Source organism: Streptomyces sp. URMC 124 (assembly GCF_051386455.1).
Classification (GTDB): domain Bacteria; phylum Actinomycetota; class Actinomycetes; order Streptomycetales; family Streptomycetaceae; genus Streptomyces.
Genome location: NZ_JBPQTS010000092.1, coordinates 20,881 through 29,333 on the forward strand (window position 1 = coordinate 20,881; position 8,453 = coordinate 29,333).

Annotated in this window: 5 protein-coding genes; 1 reads left to right on the forward strand and 4 read right to left on the reverse strand. The window is 72.7% G+C overall.

Going from position 1 to position 8,453, the window contains the following annotated elements; all coding sequences use genetic code 11:
• The first annotated feature begins 63 nt into the window (after positions 1-63).
• Positions 64-2,346: a transglycosylase domain-containing protein gene (locus tag ACSNOG_RS19855; protein ID WP_436754007.1), complete on the forward strand. Its 2,283-nt coding sequence runs from the start codon at positions 64-66 to the stop codon at positions 2,344-2,346.
• 49 nt (positions 2,347-2,395) lie between these two features.
• Here the strand turns inward: ACSNOG_RS19855 and ACSNOG_RS19860 are convergent, their stop codons facing one another.
• The 4 genes from ACSNOG_RS19860 to fomD all read right to left on the reverse strand — a co-directional run bounded on the left by ACSNOG_RS19860 (position 2,396) and on the right by fomD (position 8,335).
• Positions 2,396-3,859, reverse strand: a complete 1,464-nt coding sequence (locus ACSNOG_RS19860) for a catalase (protein ID WP_436754008.1) — start codon at positions 3,857-3,859, stop codon at positions 2,396-2,398.
• A gap of 216 nt (positions 3,860-4,075) precedes the next feature.
• Positions 4,076-6,172 carry a SpoIIE family protein phosphatase gene (locus ACSNOG_RS19865; RefSeq protein ID WP_436754012.1) on the reverse strand — a complete coding sequence of 699 codons (2,097 nt, stop codon included), beginning with the start codon at positions 6,170-6,172 and terminating at the stop codon, positions 4,076-4,078.
• Between the two features lie 629 nt (positions 6,173-6,801).
• Positions 6,802-7,479: a class I SAM-dependent DNA methyltransferase gene (locus ACSNOG_RS19870; RefSeq protein WP_436754009.1), complete on the reverse strand. Its 678-nt coding sequence runs from the start codon at positions 7,477-7,479 to the stop codon at positions 6,802-6,804.
• A gap of 163 nt (positions 7,480-7,642) precedes the next feature.
• Positions 7,643-8,335 carry a cytidylyl-2-hydroxypropylphosphonate hydrolase gene (gene fomD / locus ACSNOG_RS19875; RefSeq protein ID WP_436754010.1) on the reverse strand — a complete coding sequence of 231 codons (693 nt, stop codon included), beginning with the start codon at positions 8,333-8,335 and terminating at the stop codon, positions 7,643-7,645.
• Positions 8,336-8,453 lie beyond the last annotated feature (118 nt).

Here is an 8,453-nt window from a genome sequence, read left to right on the forward strand (position 1 = left end):
GACAGTTGCGGTGTTAGCTTCATGAGCTGGGTTGGGGGCGGAAAGACTGGAGCTACGGGAGAGATGGGCCGAGCGGAAGCGCGACGGGCGCAGAAGAGCACCCGCACAGCAAAGGGCAAGAAGCCCAAGAAGGCCGGGAAGACCGGCATACGCCGCTTCTTCACCTGGAAGAAGCTCCTCGCTTATTTCGTGGCGCTCGTCGCTCTCGGGGCCGGTGCCTGTGTGGCGCTCTACCTCTACGTGGACGTCCCCAAGGGCAACAGCCAGGCCAAGCTGCAGAGCAACGTCTTCAAGGACGCCGACGGCAAGACCATCGCGCGCAGCGGTGACGTCAACCGCCAGGAAGTGTCCATCGACAAGATCCCGGTCGACGTCCGGCGCGCCGTCGTCGCCGCCGAGAACAAGAACTTCTACACGGACCCCGGCGTCGACGTCCTCGGCACCGCGCGAGGCGTCCTCAACACCGTGATGGGCCGCGGCAAGCAGGGTGGCTCCACCATCACCCAGCAGTACGTCAAGAACTACTACCTGGACCAGCGCCAGACCATCACCCGCAAGGTGAAGGAACTGGTCATCTCGCTGAAGGTGCAGAAGGAGAAGTCCAAGGACGACATCCTCGAGGGCTACCTGAACACCAGCTTCTACGGCCGCGGCGCCTACGGCATCCAGGCCGCGTCCCGCGCGTACTACAACAAGGACGTCGACAAGCTCAGCCTCGAGGAAGGCGCCTACCTCGCCGCGCTGCTGCAGGCCCCCAGCCAGTACGACTGGACGGTGGCCACCCCCGCGGGCAAGGAGAACGCCAAGGCCCGCTGGAACTACGTCCTGGACAAGATGGTCGAGCAGAAGTGGCTCGACAAGGACAAGCGCGCCACGATGCAGTTCAAGGAGCCCGGCAAGCCGCCGGCCGCCAAGGGCCTGACCGGCCAGAACGGCTATCTGGTGGAGGCCGCCAAGGCCGAGATGCGCAGGAAGCTGGCCAAGGACGGCCGCCCCGAGAGCGACCTCGACGCCGGCGGCTGGACGATCACCCTCAGCATCGACAACAAGAAGCAGAAGGCCCTGGAGAAGGCCGTCAAGGACAAGCTCCTCGACGACCTCGACCCCAAGGCCCGTGCGGTCGACAAGAACGTCCAGGTCGGCGCCGCGTCCGTCGATCCGAAGACCGGCAAGGTCGTCGCCCTCTACGGCGGCACCGACGCCCTCCAGCACTGGACGAACAACGCCACCCGCGAGGACTACCAGGTCGCCTCGACCTTCAAGCCGCTGATCTTCGCCTCGGCGCTGGAGAACAAGTCCACCACCCAGGACAAGGTGCGCATCAACGCCGGCACCCTCTACGACTCCACCACCGAGCGCCCCGTCACCGGCACGAGCGAGCACTTCGCCCCGGAGAACGAGGACGGCTATTCGCACGGCATGATCCCCGTGCAGAAGGCCATGAACGACTCGGTCAACTCCGTCTTTGCGCAGATGGCCATCGACGTCGGCCTGGACGAGGTCAAGAAGACCGCCGTCGACATGGGCATGAACGGCAAGGTCCGCGACTTCGTCACCAAGCCCGCCATGTCGCTCGGCTCCATGGGCAACAGCCCGCTGCACATGGCCGGCGTCTACGCGACCCTCGCCCACCACGGCAAGAAGGTCACGCCCTCGATCATCAAGTCGGCCAGCCAGAACGGCAAGGAGCTGTCGCTCGACAACCCGATCGGCGGCGACGCCATCTCGCGGAACACCGCCGACGGCGTCACCACCGTCCTCAAGGGCGTGGTCGACGACGGTACGGCCTCGGTCGTGCAGAGCGTCGGCCGTCCGGTGGCGGGCAAAACCGGTACCTCCGACGACAACAAGTCCGCCTGGTTCACCGGCTACACCCCCGACCTGGTCACCGCCGTCGGCCTGTTCGGCGAGGGCGAGGGCGGCAAGCAGGTCACCCTCAAGGGCACCGGCGGCAACGGCCGCGTCAACGGCGGTACGTACCCGGCCCGCATCTGGGCCGCTTACACCTCCGCCGCGCTCCAGGGCTCGGACACCGAGGAGTTCGACCTGGAGACGAACATGAGCACGACGGTCCCGGTCATCCCCGGCCCGCCCGCCTCGGCCAGCCCGTCCGCGCCCGCGTCGCACAGCCCCTCGCCGTCGCCCTCGCGGCCCTCGCAGTCGCCGTCGGCCTCGTCCTCGCGGACGCCGTCGCAGGCGCCGTCCTCGCGGCCGCCGTCCTCGCGGCCGCCGGTCCCGCCGGTCACGCCGAGCAGCAAGCCGCCGAGCCCGCCGCCCAGCAACGGCAGCGGCGGCCTCCAGCCCAACGGCAACCGCGAACCGATCCGCGAACCGGTCCGCGACTGACCCGCAGGCCGGCCCGCGACCGGATCACCGCCCCGGGAGGGCCGGCCGCTCAGCCGCCGTTGACCTTGGTGGCGATGCGGTCGCCGATCTCCTTGTCGACGTTGCGCCAGTACTGCAGGGCCCGCTCCTGGACGGGCTTGCTCACGCCATTGCTCACGTGCCCCGCGACGTTGGCGACGAGGCGGTCGCGGGCGTCGTCGTCGAGGACCTTGCGGACCATCGTGCCCGCCTGGCTCCAGTCGTCGTCCTCGCGGTGCAGCCTGTACGCCTCGCGGACCATCTCGCCCGCCGCCTGCCAGCCCGCGACGTCCCCGAAGCGCCCGGTGTCGGCCGACGGGCCGCCGTAGGAGTTCGGCGCGTAGGGGCGGGACACCCGGCTGGGCGCGAAGCGCATGGGGCCGTCCTTGGCGTAGGAGCGGACGTCCGAGTGGGGGCGGTTGGGCGGCAGCTGGGCGTAGTTCGGGCCGATGCGGTAGCGGTGGGTGTCCGGGTAGGAGAAGAGCCGGCCCAGCAGCATCTTGTCGGGCGACGGGCCGATGCCCGGCACCAGGTTCGACGGCTCGAAGGCGGCCTGCTCGATGTGGACGAAGAAGTCGTCGGGATTGCGGTCGAGCGTCATCCGGCCGACCTCGATCAGCGGATAGTCGCCGTGCGGCCACACCTTGGTGAGGTCGAAGGGGTTGAAGCGGTAGTCCGGGGCGTCGCCGAACGGCATCACCTGGACGTACATCGTCCAGGACGGGGCGTTGCCGCCCTTGATGGCGTCGAAGAGGTCCCGCCGGTGGAAGTCGGTGTCCTCGCTCGCCATCCGGTCGGCTTCCGCCTGGGTGAAGAACTCGATGCCCTGGTCGGTCTTGATGTGGTACTTGATCCAGAACTTCTCGCCGCCCTGGTTGACCCACATGTAGGTGTGCGAGCCGTAGCCGTTCATGTGCCGCCAGGTGCGCGGGACGCCGCGGTCCCCCATCAGCCACGTGACCATGTGGGCGGACTCCGGGGAGAGGGTCCAGAAGTCCCACTGCATGTCGTTGTCCCGCAGGCCGTTGTCGGTGCGGCGCTTCTGCGAGCGGATGAAGTCCTGGAACTTGATCGGGTCGCGGACGAAGAAGACCGGGGTGTTGTTGCCGACCAGGTCGTAGTTGCCGTGGTCCGTGTAGAACTTCAGGGCGAAGCCGCGCGGATCGCGCCAGGTGTCGGGGCTGCCCTGCTCGCCCGCGACTGTCGAGAAGCGGGCCAGCATCTCCGTGCTGCGGCCGGGCTGGAAGAGATCCGCCTTGGTGTACTGGCTGACGTCGTTGGTCACGCGGAAGGTGCCGTACGCGCCGCCGCCCTTGGCGTGGACCACCCGCTCGGGGACCCGCTCCCGGTTGAACTGGGCCATCTTCTCGATCAGATAGTGATCCTGGAGGAGGATGGGCCCGGAGTCGCCGATGGTGAGCGAGTGCTCGTCGCTCTCGACGGGGATGCCGGCGTTGTTCGTGGTGTACGGGGTCTGCTGCGCCGAGTCGGTCATGGGACGCCTCCCGGTACGGGGATGGTGAGGGCGCGTGGCAGTGCCGCCCTCCACCTCGCCAGTGAACTCCGCCGACGTCCTGTCGGCAACAGCGGTCTGGACAGTGTCCAGAATTTCACTGCGTATGAGTGAATTCGTGTTCGAGCCCGCCCCGGACGGGGTACGGGACGGCTTCCACGGGGGCGGCGGGGCCTCAGCGGCCCCGCCCGGCGCGGCTCAGCGGGCGTGGGCCGGCAGCGCCAGCTCGAACCACACCACCTTGCCCGTGCTCAACCGGGTCGCGCCCCACCGCCGGGCCAGCCGGTTGACCAGGTACAGGCCGCGGCCGCCCTCGTCCGAGGGCCGCGCCTGGCGCAGCCGGGGCAGCTGCGGCACGTCGTCGCCCACCTCGCAGCGCAGCACGTCCGTGCGCAGCAGGCGCAGCGTGATCGGCCGCTCCGCGTACCGCACGGCGTTGGTGATCACCTCGCTGACCAGCAGCTCCACGGAGTCCGTGAGCTCCTCCAGGCCCCAGCGGGTCAGGGCGCGGCGGGCCAGCCGGCGCGCCTGGCGGGCCGTCTGCGGGCGCGGGTCGAGGAACCAGTAGGCCACGTCGCTGGGCGCGATGCCCTCGAAGCGGGCGGCGAGCAGGGCGATGTCGTCGTCCCGGTCACCGGGGCCGAGCATGCCGAGCACCTCGTCGCACAGGGGCTCCAGCGGCGGCGGGTTCGGGCCGGTCAGCCGGGCGGTCTCGATCAGCCGCTCCCGCAGCTGCTCTATGCCCGTCCAGACGTCCCTGATCCGCGACTCCACCAGGCCGTCGGTGTACAGCAGCAGCGTCGCCCCGGCGGGCGCGTCCAGCTCCACCGCCTCGAAGTCGACCCCGCCCACGCCGATCGGCGCGCCCGGCGGGACGCGCAGGACCTCCGCGCGGCCGCCGCGGTGCAGCAGTATCGGCGGCGGATGGCCCGCGTTGGCGATCACGATGCGGTGCGCGACCGGGTCGTACACCGCGTACATGCACGTGGCCATACGGTCCGAGCCCAGCCGCTGGGCCTGCTCGTCCAGGTGGTGCAGCACCTCGGCCGGGGGCAGGTCCAGACCCGCCAGCGTCTGCGCGGTCGTGCGCAGCTGACCCATGATCGCGGCCGAGGTCATGGAGTGGCCCATGACGTCGCCGACGACCAGGGCCACCCGGTTGCCCGGCAGCGGGATCGCGTCGTACCAGTCGCCGCCGACGCGGGCGGTCTCCGCGGCCGGCAGGTAGCGGCTGGCGAGCCGCACGCCCGTCGGCTGGGGGAGGGAGTCGGGCAGCATCGTGCGCTGCAGCTCGTCCGCGATGTAGACCTCGCGGCCGTAGAGCACGGCCTTGTCCACGCCCAGGGCGGTGTGCGTCGCCAGCTGCGCGGCCACCAGGAGGTCGTCGTTCTCGAACGCGGCCCGGTCCGGGCGGCGGACGAAGACCGCGGCGCCGATCACCCGGCGCCGCCCCCGCAGCGGCGCCAGGATCGTGCGGTGCCGGTCCGGGACCGGACGCTCGTCGCCCAGCAGCTCGGGAAGGGCCGCCCGCGCGGCGGAGGAGTCCCCGAAGACCGGTCTGACGCCCCGCAGCACCTCCGCGAGCGGCCCCCCTATGCGCACCTCGCAGCGCTCGGCGGCGCAGCCGGCGAGATCCGGGACGGGCTCGGGGCGCTCGGCCGCGAGGTCCGCGCCGTCGCCCTCGCCCAGGCCGCGCACGTGCTCGGGCAGCTGGTCGGTGCGGCGCAGCCGCAGCACGACGGGCCCCACGGGCCGCTCGTCGCCGACCGGCAGCGGGTCGCGCAGGTAGACCAGGATGGCGTCGGCGAACGTCGGCACGGTGGCCCGGCACAGGCCGAGCACGATCTCGTCCAGGTCGATGCCCCGGGCGATCCGCCGCGTGGCGGCACCGACGAACCGCAGGCGCTCACCGCCGGTGGGGCTGCCGGACGCGCCCGCCTCCGGGCCGCTCGCGCCGGCCGGCGCACCGGCCGGCTCCGGGCCGGCCGGGGCCGGACGGCTTCCGGTCCCGGCTTCCCGGTGGCCGGTGGTGTCCGCGGGTGCCGCGGCCCGAGCGCCGGTGCCGTCCTCCGGCCCGGCCGGGCCCGGGCGGGCGGCGGTCCCGGCGCCCGGGCGGCCCGCAGGCGCACCGGCCCCTTCGCCCCGCGGTCCGCCCGCGGCGGGCTCCCGGGCATCGTTGTCAGCGGCCGCGGCGGGGCTGGGCCCGGCCGTCGCGGGAGGGCGCTCGGCCGTGGCTGCGGGCAGCGCGGCGGAGGCGGCCTCGGGGGCACGGCTACGGGACCCGCCGCCGTTCAAGGGACCGGCGCCGGGAGAGTCCGCAGCCGGGTCCTCACCGACCTGGGACCGCGCGGCCGGGGGCTCGGCGGTCCGGGAGGCGGGCGCCTCGGACCCGGTGGTCCGGGACCGCCCGGCCCGGGACCGTGCCCGGGACCCGGTGGTGCGCGAGCCGTCGGCCGGGGGCTCGCCGGCCCGCGGTCCGGCGGTCGGAGACCCGGTGGCCCGGGTCCGTGCGGCGGGCTCCGTGGGGGCGGCCGCCGGGGCGGAGGCCGTCGGCGTGCCCTGGGCCGGAAGGCCCTCCGGCTCGGGGTGCGCCGACGCGCGCGTGCGCGCGCGTGCCCCGCCGCTCGCCGCCGGGCGCGGCCCCTCGTGCGAGTCGTCGCGCCGCTGGGCCGGCACGCCCTGCGAGGCCGTTCCGTCCGCGACGCCGGGCAGGGCGGAGCCCGGGTCCGGCCGGCCCGTCCCCTCCGGCCCGGGAGCCGGTCGTGGACGCCCAGGTTCCGGATCCGGGGCAGAGGCAGCGGCGGGCGCGGCGGCCTGCCGCACCGCGGCGATCCGCTGGCTTCCGTGGGAGTCGGTGTGCTCCGTCACGCGTGGGGTTCCATCCGTCGGGGCCGTGCGCCCGCTCGCGCGGGTGCACCGTTGGGTCAGGCGCGTCGCAGATTGAGGAAGAGCTGGATCTCGGGTGGTACGTCCGTACTCGCCGGGGCGTAGGCCGGCGAGTTCTCCCCGGCGACTTCGAAACCCGCTTCGCGCACGACCTGGCGCAGTTCGTCCCGCAGGTATCCGGATACCCGGATCGTGTTGCCCAGGAACGGGATCGCGTAGTCGTCCACGTCGGCCTCGACCATCGACAGGGCGAGCAACCCCCCGGGTCTCAGCATCCCGTGGAGCATCCGCAGGGCGTGCGGGATCTCCGTGCGGGGCAGCATCAGCAGCGAGAAGAACGCGGCGACGCCGTCGAAGGAGCCCAGCCGGCCGTCCCGCAGGTCCGCCAGGTCGGCCAGGTGGAACTCGGCCTTGGGGACGCTTTGCCGGGCCAGCTCCAGCATGCCGGCGGAGAGGTCGACGCCCACGACGTGGTGGCCCGCGTCCGCCAGCTGCAGGGCGGTGGGCAGGCCGGTGCCGCAGCCCAGGTCCAGGACGCGGGAGCCGGGCGGCAGTGCGGCCGCGAGCCAGGCGCCCGCGGCCAGCTGTCCCTCCTTGTGGGGGAAGGCCTCGTCGTAGCGGTGGCCTATCGCGTCGAACGCCTCGGCCTGACCGCTGCGGTCCAGCCCCGAACGGGCGTAGTCGTCGTAGTCCCGCTGGTTCTCGTCACCGCTCACGGCGCCCGCCCTCCCTGTGACCTATTTCCGTGAACAAGCGTCACATGCCGTGCTCTGCTCTGCTCGTGCCGTGCTGCTGTGCAGTATCACGGAGGCCGATCCTACGGTTGCCCCGAGGCCCGACGCCAAGCGGTTGGCAGTTCTCTCAGGGGTTCGTCACGAGTCATGCCCGGATCCGGGCCGGGGAACGGTCCCAGTCCTCGGGAAGGGCGGGTACGGGCCACGCCGGATCCGGCCGCCAGGCCTCCCAGCCGGCCGCGAACGGCGCCTCCCAGGACTCGATGCGCTCGACCGCGGCCCGCCCCGCGGCCCGCACCCGCTCCGCCTGCCCGGCGGACATCAGGCCCGCCTGCTGCGCCTGCGCGAACTCGTCCTCGTCCTTCCACTCCCAGCTGCGGTCCGGATAGACGGCGATGTCGAGGAAGTGGTCCTCGGAGTCCACGCCCCCCGCCCAGCGGGCCAGCGGCTCCTCGAGGTTCACGTACCAGTTCTTGAACCGCCAGCCGCGGTCCCAGAACAGCCAGACCGACCACGGCTCGCCGGGCCGGGCGAGCTTGAGCACACCCGTGCCGGACCACGGGGCGACGCCGGTGGTGCGCGGCTTGGTGTAGCGCGTGGCGAGCGGCTCCTGGTGGACCGGGGTGCCGTCGGCGAGCAGCGGCCGCACGCAGGACGTGCCCGGAGCGACCCAGACCGCGAGCAGATCCGCCGTGTCCTGCACGACGGTGACGGGACGGCAGATGTGCACGCGGTCGGTGGCGTTGCCCCGGTAGCGCCAGAGGATCTGGTCCCCCGGAGCCCATGAGGGCGTGCCGGCCGTGTTCGTGGAGTCCACCGTGTCCGCGTCCGCTGTCATGCGGAGATCCTAGGCGCGGGGCGCGCGTGCGCGCCGTGATGTGTGACGCACGGCGCCCGTACGACTGCGGACCCGGCGGCGGGGGGGGGGGGGGGGGGGGGGGGGGGGGGGGGGGGGG

Coding starts and splice junctions, on each gene's coding strand:
- ACSNOG_RS19855 (WP_436754007.1), top strand. CDS start 64: ATGGGCCGAGCGGAAGCGCGACGGGCGCAGAAGAGCACCCGCACAGCA.
- ACSNOG_RS19860 (WP_436754008.1), bottom strand. CDS start 3,859: ATGACCGACTCGGCGCAGCAGACCCCGTACACCACGAACAACGCCGGC.
- fomD (WP_436754010.1), bottom strand. CDS start 8,335: ATGACAGCGGACGCGGACACGGTGGACTCCACGAACACGGCCGGCACG.